Source organism: Paenibacillus sp. 3LSP, from assembly GCF_032465655.1.
Classification (GTDB): Bacteria; Bacillota; Bacilli; order Paenibacillales; family Paenibacillaceae; genus Fontibacillus; species Fontibacillus barengoltzii.
In genome coordinates this window covers 13,042-38,477 of record NZ_JAWDJI010000104.1, presented here as the reverse complement: position 1 = coordinate 38,477, position 25,436 = coordinate 13,042, and the positions used below count along the sequence as shown (strand labels likewise).

The following is a 25,436-nucleotide window of genomic DNA, read 5'->3' as shown; positions in this document are numbered from 1 at the left end:
GCAGCGTGCCGACCGTCGCTCGCATTTTTGCTCTCGCGCCACGTGCTCAGGCAGATTTAAAACCGAGGGCTTGACAAAAACGTTCATAGCAACGGACTTGAGAGACCTTATTGTAGGCAAATCCGGTAGAAACACCTCTTTATAGCCCAAATAGCGGCTTACAGGTCCGTTACTGCAGGAAATATTCGAAAAATGAGCTGATAAGGTCACTACAGTCCGTTAACAGATCGCAATCGCAAGTGTTCATAGGCTACCCATGGTTCTCCAGCAGTTCCAAACATCCAGTCAAGCCTTTCGCCGTCTCTTCCCGCTGCCGCAGCAGCCCTTCCTTCGTCCAAACGCCGCCGCCTCGGCGCAAATCTCCTTCAATCAAGAGGAGCATCCATAGGGAAAAGATCGCAGCAAACCAGGCGTACTCCCGGATCAGCACATCCTTGACCCATGGCGTGCCCTGTTTGTCCGCTTCTGCAAGATACGTCTCAAGCAGCTCCATCCGATCCTCTGCCGGCATCACCTTAGGAAAGCGCGGATGGGACATGTCGATCAGATGGTACAAATCCCAATAGGGGAGATTCCGGTGCGCATGCTCCCAATCCAGCAACACCACGCGCCCCGCCCCTGTCACGGCGTAATTGCCCTGATGCAGATCGCCATGCGACAGCACCTGCCGCTTGGCCGTGAACCCGGGCCCGTCCCGGACCGCCGAGATGACCTCGGAATCCAACCACTGGACCGGCAGCCCCTGTCCGCCTAAGACAGCCAGTGCCTCCTCCCGCCGATTCAATACGTCTGCGGCGATGGCTGCGATGCCGGGCTTCGGGCCTTGGGCGGGCAAGCTCGGCCACTGTTCCACGGGAGCCGCATGCAGGCGAGCCAGCTGTCGCACCGCCGCTCGGGCGTACTCCAGCCGGTAGGTATGGTTCAGCTGCCCCAGATCCTCGAAGATCGCCCAGCTCTTAGCACCGCTCCCCTCCGGCGAAGCGGCAAGCAGCATCGGCGCTGGAATCTCAGGCAGCTCCGCCAACACGTTCCGGTACACCCATGCCTCCCGGTCCGCCGATTCCCCGTTCGTCAGCGGCTTGAAAATATAACTTTGACCCGGAGCGAGGTAGATCCGCTCCACCCATTGTCCATTCATGCCTTGGTACATAGGTTCCCGGCGCCAGATCTTGCTCTCATCCAGCGTTCCGTCTGCTTTGACTACTGCATCGATGTTCCGCATTTGGGTTCCTTCCGCTCCCTAGTTTGACCTTAATGTTACATAAATTTTGAAAAGATTGTCAATCCGCCGCCTGTATTGAGCCAATTCCACACAAAAAAAGAGCGGCGCCTTAAGCGCACCGCTCTTGTGAATGCACATCGAATTTATAGTGAAGATGAATCCGTATCCTTCGGCTCTGCACCTTGCCCCTCATCCTCGGGCTCCGATTGTACCACAGGGACTTCTACCGTTATAGAGTTCGAAAGTGCATATCCTTTTGCATTAGTCCCATCCGGCTCTGACAGAATATAGACTCTGTATTTCCCGGCAGCAATCGGATTGTGATAGATATCTTGGCTAACCACAGTACTGAGTGTGCCATTATCGGCTGGTACATTGACACCATTGTTTTTCAAAGCGATAGCCGCATCCAAGTTTAAAGTTTGGTCTTCAGAAATTACGAGAACCTTATAGGATCGAATGTAATTCCTGTTGTCAGGCTGCTCAAAATCAACCTTAATGGAGTTCCCTTCAGCCACCGCATTGAGTCGAGTTACCGGAGCAACCGAAATATTATCCGGCCCCACTGTCGGCTTCACAGCATTAGACGCGGCAGATAGAGCGTTAGCACCGTTCTTGGCTACAGTTAAAACAAAAATTTGATACGAGGTATCTTTGTTGATCTCATTTCCATCAACGTCCTTCGAGTGTGCCAAGGTTTGCTTCACGTTCTTCCCGCTCGGATTTACCGATGTGAATCGCTCTGGATCGTTGACCTTGTTGGCATCCGTAAGTTTATAGTTACCCGCTTTTGATGCTGGAACTACGAGAATCCGGTACTCCACGACATTACTTTCATTTGCCAGCTTATTAAAACCGAAATCGATATCTCGGTAGGTACCGCTTTTCGTGCCATTCAATTGTGCATACAAACCATTAACTGCACTAACAGCGCTATTGTCGCTTAACGTAATTAAGTTCGAGTACGTCGACAATACATTGTTCCCACCGTTATTGGCTACGGACAGGACAAAAACTCGGTAAGCGACGTTGTTTTTAATCCGGTCGCCGTCAACGTCTTTCGCACTTGCGTTGAGAGTAGCAGTCAAAGTACTGCTGCCTTTGCTGACCGACGTATATCTATCGCTGGACAGCGCATTTGCTTTCGATAAGTTGAAGCTGCCAACGTTCGACGATTTCACCACCATGATCCGGTATTGGCTGATGTACGTTTCATTGGAAGCATGTGAGAACGAAACCTGCATATCCCGGCCATCGCCATAATCGTTTACGTCGGAGACTTTAATATTCGAAACCGCATCAATTGTATTTGGCGACAATGTAATCGGCGAGGAGTAAGAAGACAACGCATTGCTCAGGTTATATCCGTTGCTGGCTACCGACAGGACAAACACCCGATAGCTGACGCCGTTGCGGATCGTGGCTCCGTCTACATCTCTCGCCCCCGATTTCAGAACCGTGGAAAGTGTATAGCCGTTCTTGCTCACCGTCGTATAATTGGCGCTGCCAACATTGTTTGCCTTGGCTAACGTAAAGTTATTCGCATCCGAGGTTTTGACCACCAGGATCCGATAATTGCTGATATACGTTTCGTTCGCAGCCCGGGTGAAGGTTACCTTCAGGTCGCGGCCGTCCCCATAATCGCTCACGTCTTCGACCGTGACGTTCGATACCATATCCACCGTGCTGCCATTGGTTAACGTGATCGCAGCCGAAGCGGACGACAGCGTATTGTTTCCTGCGTAAGCCCCGGTACCCACGGCCATAACGAATACCCGATAGCTGACACCGTTGCGAATCGTGGCTCCGTCGACATCCCGGGCATTGGAGGACAAGGCATACGAAGTAATATTCGAACCGGTCTTGTTCACCTGCGTATAGTTCACGCTAGAGACTTGGTTTGCTTTGGCCAGGCTGAAGTTCGCATAGTCACTGGCTTTCACAACGAAGATCCGGTACGAACTGATCCGCGTTTCATCCGAGATCCGGTTGAAGCTCACCCGCAGGTCGCGGCCGTCGCCATAGTCGTTCCAGTCTTCCACCTTCGTGATGACCGGCGCGATAATCGAGCCTTGCGAGAGTGTAATCGCCGAGGAGCCGGACGACAATTTGTTCGCATATCCCGTACTATTGCTCACAGATAACACAAACACTGTGTAGGACACGCCGTTCTTGATCAGATCACCGGACGTATCCCGCGTGGAAGAGGACAACTGACCGGTTAACGTCGATCCGCTCCCTGTTTTGGACACAAGCGTGTAGTAAGAGCTGGACAGGTTGTTCGCCGTGCTCACTGTAAAGCTGCTAGCGTCCTTCGTCTTGACGACGAACACGCGATAGTTCGCGATGTTGCTTTCATTTTGCGCTCTTGTAAAGGTGACGCTCAGGTCGCGGCCATCGCCGTAATCGCTCACGTCACTGACTTTAACGTTCGTTGGAGCCGCAACGGACACGGTGTTGGTCAACGTAAAGGCCGGTGATGGATTCGACAACGTATTGGCGCTGTTGCCCTTGCCGATCACCAATACATAAGCAACGTAGGATTGATCCTCACGAATCGCTGCTCCGTCCACATCCCGTGCGCTGGCTGACAGCGTTAAGGACGGATCGGATCCTGACGGAGACAACGAGGTGTAATTGGCCGAGCCGACTTTCTGGGCGGCTGCCAGATTAAAGCTGGAAGCATTCGCTGCCTTCACGACCATCACGCGATACTGTTCAACGCGCGATTCGTTCGAGGATTTCGAGAAGCTGATTTGCAAATCCCGTCCATCCCCGTAATTTCCTACATCACGGGCCGTGACGTAGGTTACCGGACCAGGATCACTTCCGTTATCCGAGCCGCCCGATCCGCCCGATCCAAAGCCGGATTTAATCGTTACGATTTTGGCGGAATTGTTCCACCCGACTTGCTGCCCTAACGCCTCACTGACGAAGCGGACGGGCACCATTGTTCTGCCTTTCACGCTTTGTGCCGGCACGTCGAGCAAAACCGTCTCATTGTTGATGGTTGCCGAACGCGACATCAGCTTCAGCGTGATCGTGGTACCGTCTTTGTAGGCGGTAACGGTCTTCAACGTCTGGTTGTAGTTCACTTTGGCGTCCAGCGCTTCAAAGATAGCCCGGAGCGGCAGCATCACCCGTCCGCTAATGATAACCGGATCCTGGTCGGTAGTCAGCCGGTTACCATCAATGTAAATGCTGATCGGCGTAGCCGCTTGCGCCGTTGTCTGTTGAAAGATTGGTATTATTAAGAGTGCGGCTAAGAGCGAAGCCCAAATTTTTTTCAAATATCTCGTCCTCCCCTTGCTAATGCACAGCTAAAGAAAAAGTAACTCTTCCCATTTGACGTGCGATACCAGGTAAAAGTTTCTATGTTTCCCGCTTGTAAAAAAATTTTCACTCCTAGATGCCTATCCCCGTACGAGAAATTCTGGATAAACCAGGGACTATCGCCATCTATCTAGGACTAGAAGCATGAAAAAATCCGTCCCCATCACGGGCAGCGGATGTATTGCAAGCTGGTTATTTGCTGGTCAATCGATTCAACCGGGCCGTCAACTGTTCACGCCAACTGGTTGACAACTCCTCCACGGCCAAAATACGCCGGATCCCATCGGCATCCTCTTTGTCGACGTGCATCACGCGGTTCGCGAACGCCAGCGTAACTCCTGCGGGATGCCTCTCGACAAGCTCCAGTTGATCCCCGGGCCGAACCTCTCCTTCCTGGAGCACCCGGAAATAATATCCGGTATATCCCGTTTGCTGGATGGTCAGCGGCAGTTCGGGCAAACCATGCTTCATCCCCAGCTTGAAGCAAGGCTGACGTGGTTGGCTGACCTGAACCATCGTACCGCCCATACGGAACCGGTCACCGATGCAGATCTCATCTTCGAGCATGCCTTCGGTTGTAATATTTTCCCCAAACGCCCCAAGTGCCAAGGTAATCCCCAACTTCTCTTCCCAATAAGCATAGCGCTCATACGGATAGACACAAACCGCCTTGTCAGGTCCCCCGTGATTTTTAAGGTCTGCTTGCTCATCACCGGCAAAATTCACCGACGAGAGATACCTTGCTTCCGTCACCGGCGTTTTGAAGATGCCGGTTCGTACCGTTTTGCCTTGATGTTCCACCTCGACTGGCTTTCCCACGTTGAGCGAATGAACCGTCATAAAATCACCCATTTCTCGCAGCCCCCTCTGTTCCGAAAATCAGCGTGAAATAAATTCCATTATAAGGGACACCCCCCTTGAGCACCACCCTTTCATTCAAGGGATTGGAGCCAATTGAAACTTGCCGGGCACCTGAACCGTATTACTAGTAGACATCCATGATCTCACAACAATGATTTTTTACGATCAATACGATCCCTTGCATCAAAGAGAGGAATGTAATCTATGAAATTCAAACTTAAAAAAGTTGTTATTCTCGGCACGATGGCCCTTGTGATTACGATAAACCCCAGCATGTCCAGTTTTGTAACCAGCCTGAGCTATGCGGCTCACCCCTCCAAGCAATCCAACCAAAGCAATAAGGCGGAGCGTCAGGAGGACGAGCTGAACCGAGTGCTGGGCGCTTCCTCCGACCGGGAGGTTTACGACGCTTTGCTTGAAGGCCAGTCGCTGGCAGAGATTGCCGAATCCCATGGTCAGGATGCAAACCAGGTTATCCAGCTGCAAATTGCCCAACTACAGGAGCAGTTGCAGAAACGGTTGGACGATGGCAGCATCACCCGTGAAGTTTATGAGCTTCAGCTGCAAGAGCTTCCGGAGCTGGTTGCCGAGAGCGCGAAAACAAGGTATACCATCCTTGGTTAATGATTAAAAAATGAAGGCCCTGCTATGAACCGCTATTTCTTGCGGTATCTAGCAGGGCCTTGTTGCGTTTATCTTCCCCGTTTCGGAAGGAGCTTAACATATTCATCGGAGAGCTTCATCAGTTGCAAAATGTAATCGTAATCGCTGCGATACGGCGCAATATCAGCGACAGGCTGCAGCGTGTCCAGAGAAACCGCTGCGCCGTCGTCAAAGCCAGCACCTGGGACGAACATGACTTCATCGTTAAAGAACGAGCCCGTCGGCAGATAATACCGCATCCCCACCACGTTACGATCCAGGTTCAGCAAGTCATGACCAAAGGCGGTGAATCCCTCATGTTCCAACGAAATTCCGAGAAGATTAGCTACCGTCGGCAAAATATCAACCTGGCCTCCGGTGCGCTCGACAACTTGGCCGGGTTGTTGGCCGGGAATGTGAATGATCAGCGGGATGTTGAACCGGCTGATCCGCTCGTCGTAAGCGATCCCCAGCTTCTCGCTGATCTCCTTGGCGGGCACATCCTTCTCCTGAAGGCCAAAGTGGTCCCCGTAGAACACCAGCGTCGTATTTTCCCACAACCCCGTTTGCTTCAATCCATCGATCAGCTTGCCGATCGCATAGTCCGTGTAGTTGACTGCCTCGATATAATTCCCAAGCATCGTGCCTTTCATCTCCGTCGGCAGCTCGATTTGGCGGCGATCCTCCGGTACCACAAACGGATTATGGCTTGAGGTGGTGACAAATTGAGCGTAAAACGGCTTGTCTTGCGCTTTGAGCTCGGCCAGTTTCTCGACGCCAACCCGATACATTTCCTCGTCGGACGCGCCAAAATCGTTAAAATGATCGTTGGCATAATACGGTTTGTCGTAATACTTATCGAAGTTCAGCGCCGGGTACATTTTGTTCCGATCCCAGAAGGTCACCTTGTTAATATGGAACGTATTTGCCGTGTACCCGTATTTTTGCAGCAGACGCGGCAGACTAGGCAGTTCCCGGTCCCCATACCCGGTTGACATCGCCTCCGCAGCAGTTGGATAGATCGACGTATTGGACATAAACTCGGCATCGGACGTATTGCCGGGGCCAATCTGCTGGAACACGCGTGGAAAGTAGAAGCCTTCCTTCGCTAAACCGTTAAGGACGGGCGTAATTTCTTGGCCGTTTATCTCCAGATTCAATGGGAAGTTCTGAAACGACTCCATCTGCACAATGATCAAATTCATCCCCTGGGCAGCGCCAAAATAAGCCGGCACCCCGGGCATATCCACTTTGTAAGGATAGCTGCTCTCAAGCTGACGGACTTTGACTGCCGTCTCCTGCAGATTGCCTTCCGCGATCATCCGCTCTTCCTCCTGGTTGCGGATCGCTGCATCAACCTGGAAGTTAAAGAAACCTACGCTTTCGGCGCGCACCAGCTCATTGTCGATGTCTTTGCCCCAGCGGATATAAAGGCCGGATAGCATGAGGCTGACGATCAAGACGAAAGCCACCCCCACCTTCCACGCGAGCGGGGCACGCGGCCGGTTGTTACGGAAACTGAGGCTCCCCAGCCCCTCCGCAAGATTGAACCCTCGAGAAGCCCGGCGCCTGCGGGCCGCACGAAGAATACGAACGGCAATCAGCACCGGCAGATCCATGAAATATAGAAATTGTTCAGGCCGTAACAGCGAAGCTACGCTGGCTTTGACCTCAGGAACTTGGTTGAGTCCACTGAGCACCGCATACGTTGGTACTGTACCGAAGTAGGCATTATAAACCGTCGCGGCAAACAGAATCACGGAGATGATCAAATTTAATCCAAAGTACACTCCCCATTTGACCTTAGCCGGCGTCAACAGCTCCACCAAACACATCAGCGCCAACACCGACAGCCACTCTCCGGGCAATCCCTGAACCCCAAGGCTGCCATAGAAGAAATAACGCAGCAATAACAGCTTCATGCCAATCAGCACAAACGTGACGACGAAATGAATTCGACTTGAGTTACTTGAGTTACGTATGATCTCCATCTCTTTTCTCCGGAATTTACCGTGTATTTACAAAACACACAATTTCTATTCGTTTATTATAACACGGTAAAATCCGGAGTCGAAATTAGATGAAGTCTGCCATAGAGCGGACCGTCAGCTTGCCGGGATGGCCCGCGACAAAGGGCTCTGCGCTGCCTGTACCGCCCCGCCGCCGGAACTCCACCGTGACCGGAACGCCAGGAATGAGATCGAAGTAATTATCGGAGAAAATCCCTTCTTCTTCCGCCGAAATCCACACTTGACGCGCCAACACGTCGCTGATCAGGGTATATTGGCTGCCGCCGCTGCCGGCCACTTCTTGAAATGTAATATTTGCCTGCGGTAACGAAAGCTCCCTAGCTGAAGCGAAGTAAAAAGGTTTGCTGTCCACGGCCTGTCCCTCGATCTCCAGAACCGCATACAGCACAACCTGATGCGTATCACGGCCTTCCAGCCATTCCGCCCGGGTGAATACTCCTGCTTCGACCACCGCATCGGCAGAGGCGTGAACCTCCAACGTCTGTTCTTTCAACAAGCCCCCCTGGAAGTCATGAAGCGATAACCGCAACCGACCCGTCACCGGCTTCTGCAGATCAGACACGACGCTGATCGAAATTGGGCCATCCTCCGGCTCGTAGATCGCCAGCATGATCTCGCGGAAGCTGCGGCGTACCGCATACTGCAACGCCTTCCAGCGTCCGTAATAGTCCATCCCTGCCCAGGACGCCACCGGCCAGCAATCGTTCATCTGCCAGTACAACGTCCCCATGCAGTAAGGCTTGTTACGGCGATGCGCTTCAATCGCCGTGCGGATCGCCTCGGCCTGCAGCACCTGACTCATGTACAGAAACGAAGGGAAATCCTTCGGCTCCGGCAAATAAAGGTCCATGTACTCCTTGATCAACTGATTCCCGCGGCCATTCTTCTGATGGGCCAGCATGATTTTAGACTCCAGTGCCAGCTCGCTCTCCGGCGCGTAAGTCAGTGCCGATTTCAGCTCCGGAAACGATTGGAAGCCATATTCGCTCATAAAACGGCCGACCTTCCGGTTATAGTGATCAAACGGCTCAACTGCATGCCAGACGCCCCAGTAATGGACATCCCCCTCACCGGTAACTTGAAGCGCATGTTGATCGGCATCCCCCGTCAATTTACGGATGGGAGAAGAAGGCACGTAGGCAACGCCGCCGCCAAGACGCTCTACTGCTTGCGGCAGAATTCGGTGGAAGATTGCCTCGTAATCCGCCCAGATCTGTTCACGCTGCTTGGCGGTATAATCCTTTTTCCAGCCCCAGCCCCCATCCTCGACATAGTGAGCCCAAGCCGAATCGATTTCGTTGTTCCCGCACCATAGCGCGATACAAGGATGATTCCGCAGCCGCTTGAGGTTGTCCTCCGCTTCGCGCGTCACGCTGTCCAGAAACTTGGGATCCCCTGGGTACATACTGCACGCAAACATGAAGTCTTGCCAAACCATAATGCCGTACTCATCGCACAGCTCGTAGAAAATATCCTGCTCATAGATCCCGCCGCCCCAGACGCGAAGCATATTCATGCCGCTTTCGGCTGCCGTGGCGATTTCATGGCGGTAACGCTCCTGAGTGACTTCCGTCAAAAAGCTGTCGTTCGGGATATGATTTGCCCCTTTGGCGAAAACCGGCACACCGTTTAACTCGAAGCGGAACGAAGCCCCCGCCTCATCCTTCTCCCGAACTAACCGAATGTCGCGCAGCCCGGTTCGAACAGAAGCTTCGGCGACCGCCTCCTGCCCGCCGTCTGCCACAAGCTTAGCATGGAAGTTGTACATCGCTGGTTCCCCCAGCCCCCGGCACCACCACAGCTTCGGCTCCGCAATGACCGCCGGTACTTTTACCACGTTTACCCCCGGCTCTAATCCCACTGAACGCTCCCAGGTCAACTCGCCGTCCGTGAGCTGCATCTGCCCTTCCCAGCGCTCAGCAGTTTCGATTTCTACCACGGCCGTAAGCTCCGCAGCCGAGACGTTGACCCGGTCCTGGCGAATGAACAGGTCACGAATCACCGGGCCGCTCCAGCCCTCAAGCCGCACCTCGCGCCAAATCCCGCTGGTTACGAAGCGCGGCCCCCAATCCCAGCCGTAATGATACGGCGCTTTGCGAGCAAATACGCTGACCCGTTGGTCGCCTAACCCGCCCAGCTCTGACTGGTCGTTTGTCGCCGGCAGACCATACCCCAGCTTCTCGAGCTTCGGCAAATCCTCTGCAATAGGAGAGCGGAAGCGGACAGCAACCTTGTTAACCCCCTTGTGCAGCAGCGGCTTCACATCGATGCGCCAAATGCGAAACATATTGTCGGCGGATAAGACGTGCGTCCCGTTCACGGTGACATCGGCGTAGGTGTCCAAACCGTCAAAAACAAGCTCTAAGTGTCGCAAAGCCAACCAAGCCTCATCCACTTCAAAGGAGGCTTCGTACTCCCAATCTTTTCGATCAATCCACTGCAAATCATGCTCGTTGGTTCCATAAAACGGATCAGGGATCAACCCGTTGCGATACAGATCCGTATGCACCGTGCCCGGCACGCTCGCGGACTTCCACTCCGTCTCGTCACTTGCTTTGAAGCTCCAATGCTGGATTGGATAACGATGTTTGTTCATATGACCTCCATCAAGTTATAAGTTACCGTTCATTATATACTAATTTCGTTATGATTTGTTATATGTTTGTTAGCAATTTTGTAGATCAAATTTTTATATGATTTAGAAGTGGATCCATAGTGGATCCATAACTGTAAAATTACTAATTATCAATTTCGACGAATCATAGTATGATGTTGTCGAACGTGAATTGCTTGGTAACTCTTTCTATGAAAGGGGTTTCAAATGAAGAAGATTTGGATCGTCTACTTGCTTCTCTTCGCTTGCTTCGCGTTATACGTGCTCGATTACCGCTCCCAGATTCGGATGAACGACGAATGGAGTTCCGGGGGCCTTCGGGGTTCCATTGATGAGAAATACGTGATGGTGACGTTTCAAATGGGCATTGACTATTGGAAAAGCGGGCTGAAAGGCTTCGAAGACGCAGCGCAGGCGCTGAACGTCTCCGTGGAATACCGCGGCTCCACCCAGCGCGATATTCACGAGCAAATTACGGTGCTGGAGCAGGCCATCGCGAAAAAACCGGCCGGCATCGCGATCTCCGCGATTCATCCGACCGAACTCACCGCCACGATTAACAAAGCCGTTGACGCCGGCATTCCGGTCGTCTTGTTTGATTCCGATGCCCCCGGCAGCCGCGCCTTTTCCTTCCTTGGCACCGACAACTATTCCGCCGGCGTGGAGGCCGCCCGAAAAATGGCCGAGCTCACCGGCGGACGCGGGGAGGTCGCCATCGTCACCGTGCCGGATCAGCAAAATCATCAGGAACGCACCGAAGGTTTTACCGACACCATTACGCAGGAATTCCCCAACATGCACATTGTCGCCACCAAAAACGGTAAAGGCGATGAGCTCTACTCCCGGCAAGCGGCGGAGGAAGTCCTGCGCGACTTCCCTGACATCGCCGGTATATTCACCACCGAAGCGAATGGCGGTATCGGTGTTGCGGAGGCCGTCAAGGCCGTTAGCTTGGCGTCCTCCGGCCCGAAGATCATCAGCTTCGACACCGATAAAGGCACCTTGGACTTGGTCAAAAGCGGAGATATCGCCGCCACGATGGCCCAGGGCACCTGGAACATGGGGTATTGGTCGCTGCAGCTGCTCTTTTCGTTGAAGCATGATTCGGAAGAAGCTTCGCATCCCGGCCCTCGCGTTCCCCAACGCGTGGATACCGGCATCACCGTCGTTACACGACAGAATGTGAATGATTACTATGCGAAATAGATATCGTCAGCGATCCTGGGAAATCCGTCGTTTTTCACTGAACAACTTACCTATCCGCTACAAACTCATTGTCCACTTTATGTTGATCAGCATCCTTCCCTCAATCGGGCTAGGCGTGCTGACGAATTGGACCGTCGACCGCATTATCGAACGCCAGATTACGAACAATACGCTGCAGTTAATCGGCAAGGTGAACCGGTCGTTGGAGACGTACGTGGAGAATTTGCAAAACATGACGTTCTTCATCTCCTTTAACTCAGACGTGCTGCAGTTTCTCGAAAACAACAACGAGGCGGAACGTATCTTATCGGCACCTTCAGTCCAAACACCTCCACGAACAACAACACCGCCAGATACCGATCATTACGAAATTCGCAAGTTTCTGCAAGGCTTCACCACCTTGTATTCAGAAGTTGCAGGCATTCTCATCGTCAACAGCCGCGGTGAATATATCAGCAATGAAATGTATGCACGCACCTCAGACAACTTGACCCAGGAGGAATGGTATCAAGAGGCAGTCCGCAATAAAGGCATCTTCAAGATCCTCGGTCATCCGCGAAACCGCAACGTCACGACGCATGTCAACTACAAGGATAGTGAAGTCGTCTCCGCCGTAAGGGCGATTCTCGACCCCGAAACCCAGCAAGTCAAAGGTGTCGTCTTAATCGACCTCAAGCTGCGAGTCATAGCCGAGACCGCTCAGGATGTCCGATTGGGGAAAACGGGCTATCTCACGGTGGTGGACGGAAACGGAGAACTCATCTATTCCCCGCCAGCCCCCTACATCAATCACATCCCGCTGAAGCGGCTGGGTCAGGACGGCTCCGGAACTTACGCAGAACGGGTAGGCGGCCGTGATTTGCAGTTCATCTACCGACATTCGCCGTTTACCAACTGGACGACCGTGGGCGTCTTTTCCATGGCGGAGTCTGCTACAGAAATGCGAGAAATTCGTTTTTACGTGGTTAGCTTTGTGTTTATCGTCTGTTTGCTGGGGATGACGGCCTCCTTCTATCTGGCTCACACGATTTCCAGGCCGATCGGGCAGCTGGCCTCCTTTATGCAAAAAGCCCAGTCCGGCGATCTGACGATTCGCCACTGGAGCGACCGTTCCGACGAAATCGGCCTGCTTGGCCGCCGCTTCAACGCCATGCTGCAGCAGATCCATCGCCTGCTCTCGCTGACCGAATTGCAGGAGCGTCAGAAGCGGGAGGCGGAGCTAAGAAGCCTGCAGGCGCATATTAAGCCGCATTTTTTGTACAACACGCTGGATACCATTCATTGGATGGCCCGCCGCAACGGCTCGGAGGATATCGCGGAAATGGCAGAGTCCTTGTCGAAGCTGTTTCGGATCGGCCTGAGCAAGGGGAATGACATCATCCCCCTAAATGATGAAATCGAGCATGTGCGCAGTTACTTGCATATTCAACACGTCCGTTATCAGAGCAAACTCGATTACTCACTGCACATCGCTCCGGAAATTCGCGGCGTCTATGTGTTGAAGCTGATCCTTCAGCCGATCGTGGAAAATGCCATCTACCATGGCATCAAAGAACGCCGGGGGCCGGGCCGCGTGGTCATCGAAGCCGCTGAAGATAGCGGCATGTTGGTAATCACCATCCGGGATGATGGCAAAGGCATTCCACCGGATAAGCTGGCACGCCTGCAAAAAGAACTGCAGGCCGCGGGTACCCCGGATGGCCGGGAAAAGAGCGCTGAACCGGCAGGGACATCCGGCACAGGCGAAGGAGGCCAAGGTTACGGGATGCTGAATGTGCAAGCACGGATTGCTTTGACATTCGGCCCGAAATATGGTCTGACAATCCAAAGCGAGGAAGGTCGAGGAACGGTCGTTACGGTCACCCACCCGATCATTCGGGATGAACAAACCCGCCTTAGGAGGATTGAATCATGAGCGGAACCTACTCAGAAACTCATTGGAGAGTACTCATCGCCGACGATGAGTGCATTATTCGCGAAGGGATACGCGATAGCGTGGACTGGGAAAGCTTACGCCTTACGGTAGTAGCTGAAGCCGAGGATGGCGAGGAGGCGCTGGAGAAGGCGATTCAGCACGACGTCCATATCATGCTCGTTGATCTCAACATGCCGATCATGGACGGGATTGAACTCATGAAGCAGGTGCGTGAGCGGCTGCCGAACTGTAAAATCGTCATTATCACCGGCCATGACGAGTTTGCATACGCCCAGAAGGCAATTCGCCTTCAAGTCAAAGATTACATCCTGAAGCCGGCCAATCCCGCGCAGTTAGAGAAAGTTCTGCGACAAGTGCGCGGAGAGCTGGAGGAAGAAGCATCCAAACAGCAGCAATGGCAGCAGGCCTCGCAACAGCTGTCCCGCAGTTATCCGCTCCTGAGGGAGCGATTTTGTCAGCAATGGCTGGACGGGGGCATGACCGCAGATGAAATCGCCGAGCAGCTGCGGTTCTTACAGCTGCCGGACGCTTGCCCGGATTGGCTGGGCGTGATCCGGTTGCCTGAACCCGCTGCTTCGCCTGCTTTGTTCAAAGAAGACGAGCGGCAGTTGTATGGATTTGCGGTCGAGAACATCGCCGCGGAAGTGCTCGCTCCCTATCCCAAAACGATCTTCCGAGACCCCTTCGGCCTCATCGTTGTCCTGCTGTGGGGCGTGGAAGCTGAAGCCGATTTTCACCGCATTGAAACCTTGGTGCGAACCCACTTAAAGATCGCTGCCGAGGTGTATTTGGCCGAGGGCGCTGGTGACGTGCTGGAGCTTCCTTCCGTATACCGGAAAGCGAAGTCCGCCGTAAACAAGGAGAACGCCGTTTCCCCGCTGGTGCGCCGGGCCAAACAATATATGCTGGAGCATTTCGGCGACAGCGGGCTGACGCTGGAAGCGATGGCGCAAGCCCTGCAAACTTCCCCGGCTTATTTAAGCCGCATGATTAAGCAGGAGCTGGGCACCACGTTTAACAGCTATTTGACGCAGCTCCGCATCCGTCGGGCGAGCCGCTTGTTAATCTCCACCGAGCTCACAGTAGCTGAAATCGCCGAGCAAGTCGGCTACGAAACTCAGCACTATTTCAGCACGGCGTTCAAGCGCGCGACCGGCCTCTCTCCACTGCAATACCGCAAAGGCGCATTTGAACATGAAGATGCTCAAGGGGAGTAATCTCCCCTTTTTTTGCGCAATCCCCCTCTCTTAGCCCCCTGGTTTAGAGTCAATCCCTCCGATAATGGTTCGATTTTTATAAAAAGAGTCAAATCACTGTAAATACGTCCTCCCCCTTCGCTTGCTATACTCCGAACTGTAAGCGCATTCATTTCGAGTATAGGGGGAATCGACTTTGAAGAAGGTAACGGCCATTTTACTTGCTTTGGTGATGGTTTTCGCCCTCGCTGCTTGCGCCAACGGCGGAAACGGCAGCAGCAGCGGATCGGGCAACAGCGAGAAAGGAACGATTGGTATTGCGATGCCGACGAAATCGTCCGAACGCTGGGTGAACGACGGGAACAATATGGTCAAGGAGTTTAAGGCTCTTGGCTATGGCACGGACCTGCAATACGGAGAAGACGTCATCGAAAACCAGGTGTCACAAATCGAAAACATGATCACGAAAGGCGTAAAAGTCCTTGTCATTGCGGCGATTGACGGCGGCTCCTTAACTGACGTGCTGCAAAAAGCCCACGATCAAGGCATACAAGTCGTCGCCTACGACCGCTTGATCATGAACAGCGAGTACGTCGACTACTACGCCACCTTCGATAACTTCAAGGTGGGTGTGCAACAAGCCTCCTACATCGAGGAAAAGCTGGGTCTTAAGGAAGGCAAAGGCCCGTTCAATATCGAGCTGTTCGGGGGCTCTCCGGACGACAACAATGCCTACTTCTTCTATGACGGTGCCATGTCCGTGCTGCAGCCGTACATCGATTCCGGCAAGCTCGTCGTACGCAGCGGTCAAACCAAGATGGAGCAAATCGCCACGCTGCGTTGGGATGGCGCAACCGCCCAGGCCCGCATGGATAACTTGCTGAGCGCTCACTATACCACGGAAAATATCGACGCCGTGCTCTCTCCTTATGACGGAATCAGTATCGGTATCCTGTCCTCGCTCAAAGGTGTCGGCTACGGCTCCGGAAGCAAACCGATGCCGATCGTAACCGGCCAGGATGCTGAGCTGGCATCGGTCAAATCGATCCTTGCCGGGGAGCAAACCCAAACCGTCTTTAAGGATACCCGCGAGCTGGCGAAAAAAGCAGTCTCTATGGTTCAAAGCATTCTGGAAGGTACAGAAGCCGAAGTCAACGACACGAAGACCTATGATAACGGCGTGAAGGTTGTTCCTTCTTACCTGCTCGAACCGGTCTCGGTCGACAAGGAGAATGTGGAACAAGCGCTCGTCGACACCGGCTATTACTCCAAGGAAGATCTGGGACTCTAAACATCATTAACTTGTGGTGACCGGCATAGCGGCGGACGCGGATTCGGGCGGCCGTCGCTATGCACGTACCGTGAGTGAAAGGCCAGGTGACGCATGTGAGCAATACAATTTTGGAAATGCGGGGCATTACGAAGACGTTCCCGGGGGTCAAGGCGCTCAGCAATGTCAACCTCAAGGTCAGATCCGGAGAAATCCACGCCCTGTGCGGGGAGAACGGGGCTGGTAAATCGACATTGATGAAGGTGCTGAGCGGGGTTTATCCGCATGGCTCTTATGAAGGCGAGATCTTATTCGAGGGCAAGGTCTGCGAATTCAAAGATATTAAAGAAAGCGAGCAGCTGGGGATCGTCATCATCCATCAGGAGCTGGCGCTGATCCCTTATCTCTCCATCGCGGAGAACATTTTTCTTGGGAATGAACAGAGCAAGCACGGATTGATCGACTGGAACGAAACGACGGTCAAAACCAAAGCGTTGCTGAAGCGAGTCGGCTTAAACGAATCCCCGGCCACGCGCGTATTGGAGCTGGGCGTCGGTAAGCAGCAGCTGGTGGAAATCGCCAAAGCCTTATCTAAACAGGTCAAACTGTTAATTTTGGACGAACCCACAGCCGCATTGAACGAAAATGACAGCGAAAACCTGCTGGAGTTGATCCTCGAGCTGAAGAAACAAGGCATCACCTCCATCATCATTTCGCACAAATTAAACGAAATCAGTAAAGTTGCCGATTCGATCACCATTCTCCGGGATGGCCGGACGATTCAGACCTTGGAGATGAAAGCCGATCAGGTGACCGAAGATCTCATCATCAAGGGCATGGTTGGCCGCGATCTCACCCACCGCTATCCGGAGCGGGTTCCCCGGATCGGTGAAGTGATCTTTGAAGTCCGGGGTTGGGAGGTCACCCATCCGCAGCAAGAGGATCGTAAAGTACTCGACGATATCAATCTCAATATCCGCCGCGGAGAGATCGTTGGGATCGCCGGCTTGATGGGTGCTGGCCGAACCGAACTGGCGATGAGCTTATTCGGCCGATCCTATGGACGACACATTAAAGGTCAGCTGTTCCTCCACGGCAAAGAGGTCCGATTTAACGACATCAGTCAAGCGATTAAGCATGGAGTCGCTTATGTCACCGAAGACCGCAAACAATACGGTTTAATTTTGATCGACGATATCAAACGCAACATCTCGCTGGCTTCATTAAAGAAGTTGTCCCGCCGCGGCGTGATCAATGAACGGGAGGAAGTGCTGGTCGCGGAGGAATATCGGAGCAAGCTGAACATTAAAACACCCAGCATTTTGCAACAAACGGTCAACCTGAGCGGCGGCAATCAGCAGAAAGTCGTCCTCAGCAAGTGGATCTTCGCACAACCGGAAATCTTGATTCTCGATGAGCCAACGCGCGGCATTGATGTCGGAGCCAAATATGAAATTTATTCGATCGTCAATCAACTGGCGGACGAGGGCAAGGGCATTTTGTTCATCTCCTCAGAGCTTCCGGAGATTCTCGGGATGTGCGACCGCATCTACGTCATGAGCGAGGGCCGGATCACCGGAGAAGTGCTGCGCGAGGACGCCACCCAGGAAGTGTTGATGAAATCCATGACTCGAGGCAGGGGGTAGACCGATGCAAGCAGTTAGCGAACTTTTCAGAAAAAACATACGTCAATACGGCATGATTATCGCCTTGATCTTCATCACCATCTTGTTTCAAATTTTAACGGGCGGCATCCTGCTTAAGCCGCTGAACATTACGAATCTGATCTTGCAAAACAGCTACATTTTGGTGCTGGCCATCGGGATGGTGCTGGTGATCATCACTGGACATATCGATTTGTCCGTCGGCTCCATCGCCGCCTTTATCGGAGCTTTGGCCGCGATCATGTTGGTAGATCTTCAGTTACCTACATTCCTGACCATTATTATTTCACTGGTAATCGGCGGGTTGATCGGCGCTTGGCAAGGATTTTGGGTCGCTTATGTGAAAATCCCCGCTTTTATCGTCACGTTAGCCGGGATGCTGCTGTTCCGGGGCTTGACGATGATCGTGCTGGGCGGCCAGTCGATTGCGCCATTCCCGAAATCGTTCCAACGGATTAGTTCCGGCTTCATTCCCGACTGGTTTGGCGGCGGCAGCCTGCATATTCTGACGATTCTGCTTGGTCTGGTGCTCTCCCTTCTCCTCATTTGGCAGGAATGGAAAGAGCGGCGGACCCAGCTCAAATATCAGTTTGAGGTCGCGCCGATTTGGGTGTTCGTCACGAAGCTCGTCCTGCTCGTTGCTATCATTAACATCTTTACTTTTGTGCTCGCCACTTACAACGGGCTGCCGAACATCCTGATCATCCTGTTCTTCCTGATCGTCATCTATTCGTTTGTGATGAATCGAATGGTGGCCGGCCGCCATATCTACGCGCTTGGAGGCAATGAGAAGGCCGCCAAACTGTCTGGTGTCAAAACCAAAAAGGTAACGTTCTGGGTCTTTGTCAACATGGGCGCTCTGGCCGCACTATCCGGTCTGATCTTCGCCGCCCGCCTCAATTCGGCAACGCCAAAAGCCGGGACGAACTTTGAACTCGACGCGATCGCAGCCTGCTTTATTGGCGGTGCTTCGGCCTCCGGCGGCATCGGAACCGTCATCGGCGCCATCATTGGCGGCCTGGTGATGGGCGTGATGAACAATGGCATGTCGCTGATCGGGCTTGGGGTCGATTGGCAGCAAGGCATCAAAGGGCTGGTCCTGCTGCTCGCCGTCGCCTTCGATATTTACAATAAGTCGAAGACGAGTTAATCCTAGGACCTTGAGGTTTGTAACCTCCGCTATCGATTTAGCGGGGGTTATTTTTGATAGCTGGCTGGAGCGAGAGTATAATGAAGACAGGATGGCCTACCTATTTTTTCCACAAAGCAGGTGATTCTCTTGTCTAGCTCCCATCTGACCAAGGCGAAATCTGGCTGATTCCGTCGGAATCCTAGACACTCCTTAGGGAGTGTCGTTTTTTTATACAGGCGCCCTGCATTGTTGATTTCGCTCGCCCCCAAGACAGATTACATTGAAATTGTTCCATTCATCACATTCTTTGGAGGTGAAAGTTATGTCTGCAGATCGTCACACCCATCACGTTTATTTTGTTGGCGGAGGGATCGCTTCACTGGCGGGGGCCGCGTTCCTGGTTCGGGACTGCGATTTTCCCGGCCAACATATTCATGTGTTGGAGGAAATGAAGGTGCTAGGCGGCAGCAACGATGGTGCCGGAGACGGTGAACGCGGATATGTGATCCGCGGCGGCCGAATGCTGAATGATGAGACTTATGAAAATACATGGGATTTACTGCGCTCCATCCCTTCCTTAGACCATCCGGAGCTCTCGGTGCGAGATGAAATCATCGCTTTCGATACCGCCCACCCAACCCATTCCAACGCAAGGTTAGTAAACCGAGACGGCCAAGTGGCGGACGTCACCTCGATGGGCTTTGATATGGCGGACCGGCTTGCGATGGTCAAGCTGATCATGACCCCGGAAGAGAACCTGGGCACCGCGCGAATCAATGACTGGTTTGGCCCGCATTTTTTTAAGACAAATTTCTGCTACATGTGGGCAACAACCTTTGCCTTCCAGCCCTGGCACAGCGCCGTGGAGTTCAAAAGATACATGCTTCGGTTTATGCATGAATTCCCGCGAGTCCATACGCTGGAGGGAGTCACCCGCACACCTTATAACCAATACGACTCCGTCATTCTCCCGCTGCAAAAATATTTGGAGGGGCACGGCGTAGACTTTTCGCTGAAATGCACAGTTACGGATCTGGACTTCCGCGAAGGCGATGAAATCACCGTGACGCGGATGCACTATCTGAAAGACGGAGAGCCCCGAGTCCTGGATTTAGGAGAAGGGGATCTGGTGATCGTCACCAACGGTTCGATGACCGAGGGCTACAGCCTGGGCTCCATGAACACCCCGCCGAAGCTGAACGGCAAAGGCAGCTCTTGGCAGTTATGGGAGCGGATTGCCGCCAAGAAACCGGGCCTTGGACGTCCATCTGTCTTCGCCGACCATATCGACGAGTCCAAATGGGAGTCGTTTACGGTGACTTGTCAGGGCTCGCGCTTTTTTGACCGGATGGAAGCTTTCTCCCGCAACAAGGCGGGAACCGGCGCACTGGTGACCTTTAAAGATTCAAGCTGGTTCATGTCCATCGTGCTGGCTCATCAGCCGCATTTCCGTAATCAGCCGGAGCATGTGAAGGTCTTCTGGGGCTATGGATTATTCCCGGATGGCATTGGGGATTATGTGCCTAAAAAAATGTCCGAATGTACCGGTGAGGAGATTCTCACCGAGTTGCTGCACCATCTCCACTTCCAAGAAGACATGGAAGCGATCTCTCCACCGCCAACTGTATTCCATGTATGATGCCGTTCATCACCTCGCAGTTCATGCCTAGAGCGATTGATGATCGGCCGAAGGTTATCCCGGACGGCTCCACAAATTTAGCATTTATCGGCCAATTCTGCGAAATCCCGGACGACGTTGTCTTCACTGAAGAATACTCTGTTCGGACGGCCCGTATGGCCGTGTATGGCCTGTTGGGACTGAACAAGCCGATTGTCCCTATCAATCAGTACCAGTACGATGTACGTACGTTGCTGCAAAGCTTGGTCACTTCCTTCCGCTAAGAATGGACAGGGGTGATAAAAATTGCCAAAACGACCCATTTCGGATAAACTAGGCTTAATTGAATCTTAAGCAAAGTGAAGCACACTTACGCATCTGTCCATCTTGGCGCGCGTAGTGTGCTTTTTTGCGTTTGGAAAGGAAGTGTGACCTGTTGTTGGTATCAACATCATCTTTAGTCCAACAAGTCGGTGAGGAATCGCAAAGCGGGAACTATGGGAAGAAAATCATCCCTCATGACGAAGCGTTTAAAAAGCTGTTGCATACGTTTTTCGCGGAATTTATCGCATTGTTTTTTCCTGAACTTGAATCGCAGCTGGACTTCAGCCAAACCCGTTTCCTTATGCAAGAGCAGCTTGTGGATGTGGTGGGAGAAGAAGCGCGTACGCTCGATCTCCTGCTGGAAACCAAATATATCGGTACGGATGCCTTCATCCTCATCCATCTGGAGCCTCAATCGTACCGACAAGCAGACTTCCACGAACGGATGTTTATCTACTTCAGCCGGCTCTTTGAGCGGCACCGGAAAGAGCACCAGCTCATCATCCCTATCGCCATCTTTACATCCGCAGAGAGTAAAAATGAGCGAAATTCCTTAAACATGTCGATTCTGGGAGAGGATATCCTCCAATTTCGGTTTCTGAAAGTCGAGCTCATCAACCAACCCTGGCGCAGATTCATTGATTCCAACAACCCCGTGGCTGCTGCATTACTCGCTAAAATGGGCTACAATAAAGGGGAGGAACGGGAGCTCCGTCTAGCCTATCTGCGCATGCTGCTGCAGCTCAGCCAAAGACTGGATCAAGCCCGTCTAGCGCTAGTGATGTCTATCGCCGATTTATATTTCGAGCCGGATCCCCGGCAGGATGAAGAAATGCTTCGGGAGCTGGCGAAACAATATGCAAAGGAGAGTGAAGTGATCATGGAATTAATGCCCGCATGGATGCGTCAAGGATATGAGAAAGGGTTGGAAGAAGGCCTGGAGAAAGGTATAGAACAAGGGATCGAAAAAGGCACCCTCATCGAACGCCGGCAAATCGCACGCAGGTTGTTATCCAAGGGCTTCACTCTGGAAGAAATTGCGGATATGACCCAATTGTCTATTGAGGAAATCAAAAAGATTATGAATTAAGGAATTAGCCAACGGACAAAGAAAAGAAACCGCATCTACGCGATCGGCTTCCTTCTTCGGTAATTGGAATATATGACTTGGCTATATTTATTTAACAAGCGGTCAAGAACAACCGACTGATGGAGAACCCGTGCATGGCGCATTCCGTATCTCTGTGCGAGCCGATTTAATTCTTGTCTTTCCAATTCGATCCGAAATCTGATTTTTTCAGAACTGTTCATCTCGATCACCCTAGGAACATATTAGAAGAGGTTGCCAAATATTGCATAATGAGACCTAATGCAAGAAACAAAAAAATTCCATTTTTTGAAATGGAATTTTAAAATAGGGCCAGTAGGATCTAGCCAAGCCTTATTATAGATTTCTATTAGTAAATGAATTAACCCCATCCGTGAGAAAATAACGTCATAGCTACCGGATAAAAGCTAACCATAATTATAGCCGAAACCGCCCAAAATGCTTTCTTTTTCATTTTCCCACACCTTTCTACATAACTCAGAATAAGTATTGCATTGTTTCAAAGAGGCGTGCTTCCGATGCAACTCAAATAATGCCATATTATTAACTATCAGATCTTTGCTGTTTAACAATATACTTAACTCCATACTGAATAAGAGATGATATATCCCTTCTTCATATAGAGCTTTTCGAAAATAATAGAGTGCGTAGTTCTGAAAAAAAACTGCACGTCTAAATATAAGTGATGGCTCTTTGTAATTCGATTTTGATGTCTGTTTGATTTTTCTATAATCATCAATATCATCGGAGAATTTATTTAAAATTTCATCGATAAAGTAATTATGTCGATTAGACGCCTCAATTAACGTGGTTAGCCCTTCAACAATTTCACCTGGATGCTCTTCAAGGAATTTTACATACTCCCCTATCAACTCTCGATTTCCTGATTTGATATCCATGCACATCCAGTTAGCGTATGCAAACATCTTAAGTTGCTCTACTTCGGCTTTCCCCGCTTCATCGAGACCCTCAAACCAGCTCAAATCTGCATACTTCGGAATCCACTTCTTGGATTCTTCAAACATTCCACGGTACTCATAAGAGCTAGATTTAATTAAATAAGCTCTTCCATAATAGTAGACCAATGGACGTTTAGGTTTGAAGTCTTCATCCATCCAGATGCGTCTGTTGTAAAGGGCTTCGGTGAATTGACAGAGCTCATCCGCATAATTCTCAACTTCAGACCAATTAAATCTCAGTGCGTAAATCTCAGTTAGCATCAGTAAACCATCGAGAGCATAGGCTTCAGGCAACCGATATCTGTAAGGTAAAAATTGCAATGCAGCTTTAAAGCCTCTTCTCGTATCAGTTTGAAATATTTGAAATATCCGATAATAACTCATCGCCAAGCGTTCGGAGTGGCTAGATCGCTCACTTTCGATAACGCTTTCATAGAGTATAACCGCAGCCTCTTTCCAACCTTGTTCATACATCATTTCGGCTGTATCGAAAATGCCCGCGATTTGTTTCAAATCCTCTAACAAACGGTTTAGAACCTGTTTAATGCAGTCATGCTTCTGCAACTCGGCGCATCTCAGCAGGAACGGCCGCAGCCTCCTCCAATGCGGAGCCGTTGAAGTAAAACATTCATCTGCGTATAAATCGTAAAAGTGTCCTTCAGGCAACCCCATCGCAGCCGTAATCCGATCCAATTGTCCGATGGCAATCGGCCGGTTCCCGTTAATAATTCCGCTTAACGTTCCGACGTTCACCCCGGCGGATTCCGAGAAACGGTGCAGGGTTGTCCCTTCGCTCTTGATGTAATCTTCCAGTTCTGCGCGAATCGTGGTTGTAGATATCAAAAAATTATCACCCCCCAATTCCGCGACCTTCTGCGAGCCAAAGGATTCTCGGCTAACAGAGGAGTCAAACGACATCCAATGACATCAAGCAACACCATATCCTACTAAACTTCCAATATATGTTTACATAATAATCCTAAATTTGACAATCGTCAATATGAAAAAAGACCGATTAGCAAACTTTTTGTCTGCTTATCGGTCTTTTTGGAGTTTCTTAGATTTCCAGCTCCGCCGCAGCCGCATTGGCCTCCACTTGAGCTGGATTCTTGCAGCCCGGAATCACCGTGCTGACAACAGGATTCTTCAGGCACCAGGCCAAGGCCCACTGAGCCATGTCCACACCCTCCGGCACTTCATTCCGCCGAATCTCCTCTACTTCCTCCAGCTTGCGGCGGGTGCTTTCCGGATCATGACGATGGCGTACATCGGTTTCGCTGAACACCGCGCCCGGTTTATACTTGCCGCTGAGGTAACCGCTCGCCAGCGGCACTCTCGCAAGCACACCTAGTTGCTGGCGCTCGCAGGACGGGAACACCCGATTCTCCGGCACGCGGTCGAGCCGGTTATAAACCACCTGAATCGCCTCTACCCCTACCTTCGTTGAAGCTTCAGTCTGATGCAGATTGTCGTTGCTGCCGATCGATGTGCCCAGGTGGAGGATTTTCCCCGCTTGCTTTTGCTTATCAAGCAGCGTCCAAAGTTCATCATTGTCAAACGCCGCATCTGGACCGGAATGAAACTGGTACAAATCGATATAGTCCGTCTTCAGCGCTTTCAGCGAGGCATCCAGCTGTTCCAGCACGGCCGCAGCATCAAAGCGATCCGTCCGTGTAAACCGCTCATGAAATTGATGACCAAATTTCGTGGCGATCAGCCAATCCTCCCGGTTGCGTCGGCTGAGATAATCCCCGATAAACGATTCGGACAGATGGTCGCCGTAGCATTCCGCCGTATCGATCAGGTTGATGCCCAGTTCCCGGCCCCGATCCAAGATTGCATCCACTTCCGATTGCGTGTAGTTTAAGCCCCATTCCCCGCCAAATTGCCAAGTTCCGATGCCAATTACCGAAACGTTCAGACCCGTTTTCCCTAATATGCGATATTTCATGTTCAAGAATCCCTCCGATTCGTCGCTACTTCAAATAAAAAATCTCGCGCATCGGCACGATCGGCTGCGGTTCATTAAAGTCAAATGACCCTTCCACCATGCCTGATGTAATCGCGTTCCACCGCTGGCAAACCTCGCTGGCTGCAATATACTTGAACGCCGCATCCGGATCATCACATTCAAAGCAGTAGAAGAACTGATTTCCCTGCTGAAAAATCGAATAATTCCGAATCCCCGCTTTGCGATGCTCCTCCAGCACCTCGGGCCAAGGGTTCAAATGCATCTCCACATAGGCCTCCAGTTGATCTTCCTTCACCCGCCAGGTCCAGGCAAACTTCCGGCTTGAACTCATTTCCATGATCATCCCTCC

The 25,436-nt window shown here is 51.8% G+C and carries 17 protein-coding genes and 1 pseudogene; 9 read left to right on the top strand and 9 right to left on the bottom strand.

All coding sequences use genetic code 11. From position 1 onward, the window contains the following. Positions 1-250 precede the first annotated feature (250 nt). The 3 genes from RW092_RS08670 to RW092_RS08660 form a co-directional block, all read right to left on the bottom strand. Positions 251-1,222: a phosphotransferase family protein gene (locus tag RW092_RS08670; RefSeq protein ID WP_085278594.1), complete on the bottom strand. Its 972-nt coding sequence runs from the start codon at positions 1,220-1,222 to the stop codon at positions 251-253. Positions 1,223-1,365: 143 nt separating this feature from the next. Continuing rightward, complete coding sequence (locus tag RW092_RS08665) at positions 1,366-4,512, bottom strand: copper amine oxidase N-terminal domain-containing protein (protein ID WP_254899731.1); 3,147 nt, start codon at positions 4,510-4,512, stop codon at positions 1,366-1,368. 235 nt (positions 4,513-4,747) lie between these two features. Further along, positions 4,748-5,407: an MOSC domain-containing protein gene (locus tag RW092_RS08660; RefSeq protein ID WP_254899732.1), complete on the bottom strand. Its 660-nt coding sequence runs from the start codon at positions 5,405-5,407 to the stop codon at positions 4,748-4,750. A gap of 213 nt (positions 5,408-5,620) precedes the next feature. Here RW092_RS08660 and RW092_RS08655 point away from each other — a divergent pair, with 213 nt between their 5' ends. Next, positions 5,621-6,040, top strand: a complete 420-nt coding sequence (locus RW092_RS08655; RefSeq protein ID WP_085169512.1) for a hypothetical protein — start codon at positions 5,621-5,623, stop codon at positions 6,038-6,040. Positions 6,041-6,108: 68 nt separating this feature from the next. Here the strand turns inward: RW092_RS08655 and RW092_RS08650 are convergent, their stop codons facing one another. Together RW092_RS08650 and RW092_RS08645 are read right to left on the bottom strand one after the other, a co-directional pair. Next, positions 6,109-8,049, bottom strand: coding sequence for an LTA synthase family protein (locus RW092_RS08650; protein ID WP_085169514.1), 1,941 nt, complete (start codon positions 8,047-8,049; stop codon positions 6,109-6,111). An 85-nt stretch (positions 8,050-8,134) separates the two neighbouring features. Further along, on the bottom strand, positions 8,135-10,684 hold the full coding sequence (locus RW092_RS08645) for a beta-mannosidase (RefSeq protein ID WP_316009998.1): 2,550 nt from the start codon (positions 10,682-10,684) through the stop codon (positions 8,135-8,137). A 225-nt stretch (positions 10,685-10,909) separates the two neighbouring features. On the opposite strand from RW092_RS08645, the gene RW092_RS08640 reads away from it, so the two are divergent. The 8 genes and pseudogenes from RW092_RS08640 to RW092_RS08600 all read left to right on the top strand — a co-directional run bounded on the left by RW092_RS08640 (position 10,910) and on the right by RW092_RS08600 (position 22,138). Beyond that, complete coding sequence (locus RW092_RS08640; RefSeq protein ID WP_016313787.1) at positions 10,910-11,908, top strand: substrate-binding domain-containing protein; 999 nt, start codon at positions 10,910-10,912, stop codon at positions 11,906-11,908. Next, entirely contained in the window at positions 11,898-13,823 is a 1,926-nt protein-coding gene (locus RW092_RS08635; protein WP_316009997.1) for a cache domain-containing sensor histidine kinase, read from the top strand. Before RW092_RS08640 ends, RW092_RS08635 begins: the two co-directional genes overlap by 11 nt. Continuing rightward, positions 13,820-15,061: a response regulator gene (locus RW092_RS08630; protein ID WP_316009996.1), complete on the top strand. Its 1,242-nt coding sequence runs from the start codon at positions 13,820-13,822 to the stop codon at positions 15,059-15,061. The genes RW092_RS08635 and RW092_RS08630 overlap by 4 nt, the downstream gene beginning before the upstream one ends. A gap of 211 nt (positions 15,062-15,272) precedes the next feature. Further along, entirely contained in the window at positions 15,273-16,331 is a 1,059-nt protein-coding gene (chvE, locus tag RW092_RS08625) for a multiple monosaccharide ABC transporter substrate-binding protein (protein WP_198032009.1), read from the top strand. 95 nt (positions 16,332-16,426) lie between these two features. Then, positions 16,427-17,956, top strand: coding sequence for a multiple monosaccharide ABC transporter ATP-binding protein (gene mmsA / locus RW092_RS08620; RefSeq protein WP_316009999.1), 1,530 nt, complete (start codon positions 16,427-16,429; stop codon positions 17,954-17,956). Between the two features lie 4 nt (positions 17,957-17,960). Further along, positions 17,961-19,124: a multiple monosaccharide ABC transporter permease gene (mmsB, locus tag RW092_RS08615; protein ID WP_016313792.1), complete on the top strand. Its 1,164-nt coding sequence runs from the start codon at positions 17,961-17,963 to the stop codon at positions 19,122-19,124. Positions 19,125-19,428: 304 nt separating this feature from the next. Then, a pseudogene (locus tag RW092_RS08610) lies at positions 19,429-21,008 on the top strand (oleate hydratase). Between the two features lie 152 nt (positions 21,009-21,160). After that, positions 21,161-22,138, top strand: a complete 978-nt coding sequence (locus RW092_RS08600; RefSeq protein WP_176221905.1) for an Rpn family recombination-promoting nuclease/putative transposase — start codon at positions 21,161-21,163, stop codon at positions 22,136-22,138. 35 nt (positions 22,139-22,173) lie between these two features. Here RW092_RS08600 and RW092_RS08595 read toward each other — a convergent pair whose 3' ends face one another. The 4 genes from RW092_RS08595 to RW092_RS08580 form a co-directional block, all read right to left on the bottom strand. Continuing rightward, positions 22,174-22,359, bottom strand: a complete 186-nt coding sequence (locus RW092_RS08595) for an aspartyl-phosphate phosphatase Spo0E family protein (protein ID WP_084628780.1) — start codon at positions 22,357-22,359, stop codon at positions 22,174-22,176. A 204-nt stretch (positions 22,360-22,563) separates the two neighbouring features. Continuing rightward, complete coding sequence (locus tag RW092_RS08590; protein WP_316009993.1) at positions 22,564-23,958, bottom strand: helix-turn-helix transcriptional regulator; 1,395 nt, start codon at positions 23,956-23,958, stop codon at positions 22,564-22,566. Positions 23,959-24,172: 214 nt separating this feature from the next. Continuing rightward, positions 24,173-25,066 carry an aldo/keto reductase gene (locus RW092_RS08585; protein ID WP_316009992.1) on the bottom strand — a complete coding sequence of 298 codons (894 nt, stop codon included), beginning with the start codon at positions 25,064-25,066 and terminating at the stop codon, positions 24,173-24,175. Between the two features lie 25 nt (positions 25,067-25,091). Further along, positions 25,092-25,424, bottom strand: a complete 333-nt coding sequence (locus RW092_RS08580; RefSeq protein WP_009223859.1) for an L-rhamnose mutarotase — start codon at positions 25,422-25,424, stop codon at positions 25,092-25,094. Between the last annotated feature and the right edge of the window lie 12 nt (positions 25,425-25,436).